This window comes from Bradyrhizobium forestalis (assembly GCF_002795245.1).
GTDB lineage: Bacteria > Pseudomonadota > Alphaproteobacteria > Rhizobiales > Xanthobacteraceae > Bradyrhizobium > Bradyrhizobium forestalis.
In genome coordinates, this window is record NZ_PGVG01000115.1 from 1 (window position 1) to 1,320 (window position 1,320).

The 1,320-nt window shown below is 64.5% G+C and carries 1 protein-coding gene; it reads right to left on the reverse strand.

From position 1 onward, the window contains the following. Positions 1–162 precede the first annotated feature (162 nt). The gene (locus tag CVM73_RS38710; RefSeq protein ID WP_158237662.1) at positions 163–1,113 is read right to left on the reverse strand and encodes an IS110 family transposase; all 951 of its coding nucleotides are present in this window, start codon (positions 1,111–1,113) and stop codon (positions 163–165) included. Positions 1,114–1,320: the final 207 nt, after the last annotated feature.

A 1,320-nucleotide genomic window follows, 5' to 3' on the forward strand; every position in this document is an offset into this window, starting at 1 on the left:
GCGCAGATCTACCGTCTTGCGTGTCAAGGGATCGATCGAACGCAGAGGATGCGGCATCGTGCTCGGTAGTCAAGGCGGCTGCGCCCCGCCTTTCGGCGGTGGCCTTCGGCCAGCCTTGACTATCTACGCCCGATGCCGCGATGGGCTGCCGTGATCGACGCCTCAGCGTGCTGCGGCTGCAGCGGGAGCCTTGGCCATGGCATCGCGCAACTGAGCGTTCAGTCGCACCAGTATTTTGCGCATCACAGCAACCATGATCACCTTGCCGGGCTTGCCCCGTGCCCGCAGCCGGCTACAGAACGCCTTGATCTGCGGGTCGAACCGCATTGCCGTGCGCGCTGGATTAAACAGGACAACCTTGATTGACGTGCGTCCAGGTGCCAGCCCGCGGCGCTTGCGGATGCTCCCACTCTCGTGAACGCGGGGAGCCAGTCCGCCGAGCGCAGTGATCTCCTTGCAGCCAAACCTGCCGAGTTCCGGCAGCAGCGCCAGCAGGCCGCGTGCGGTCTGTTCGGCAACGCCGATCTGGTTACACAGAACCTCTTCTTTGAGGGCGAGCCCCGGGTGCTCGTCCTCGTGCCGAGCAAGCTCGGCAGCAGTCGCTGCCAGGGCCTCGTCCAGATGGGCAATCATGTGCTCGATCGAGCTGCGGACCGCGTCCAATGGCGCGGTTGCCAGGCGGCAGGCCTCCGCATGCCGCATGGCCTTGAGCTGCCGCTGGCGCGCCATCAGGCAATCCAGCGTGACATCTTCCCGGCGGCCCAGGCGCAGCGCACCGGCATTCCAGCGGTCGCGCGCATAGTCTCGCAGCAACCGCGCATCGATCCGGTCTGTTTTGGCCTTGATTCCTCGCACTTGGCGGAAGGCCTTAACCCGCTGCGAGTGAACGACGGCCCACGGTATCATCCTGTCCGCCAGCGCCGCTTCCAGATTCCGCTCCCAGCCACCGGTGCGCTCGAATACCACGAGGTCCTCAGCGGGATCGAGCTGCTCGACTAAAGCCGCAATTGCGGCCGCATCGTTGCCATACCGCCGCACTCGCTCGCAGCCTTCCGCGGCCGCATCCAACCAGGATTTGCCGACATCGATTCCAATGACACGCTTGCCGCTCATACCGACCTCCCACATCTTAGTCGGGTCCGGAGCGAGCACTGGATTGCAAACGGGCGAATAGCCCTCTCTACCGTTCGTGCCCGGACCCAGAAGCGCCGGCGGGCCTCCAGATCTGCACGATCGTCAAGATCTTCCGGGACCGCGAGGTCCCGCCGGCGTCAGATCTTCCATCAGGAAGACGCCAACAACATGCAATCCGGGACCCAT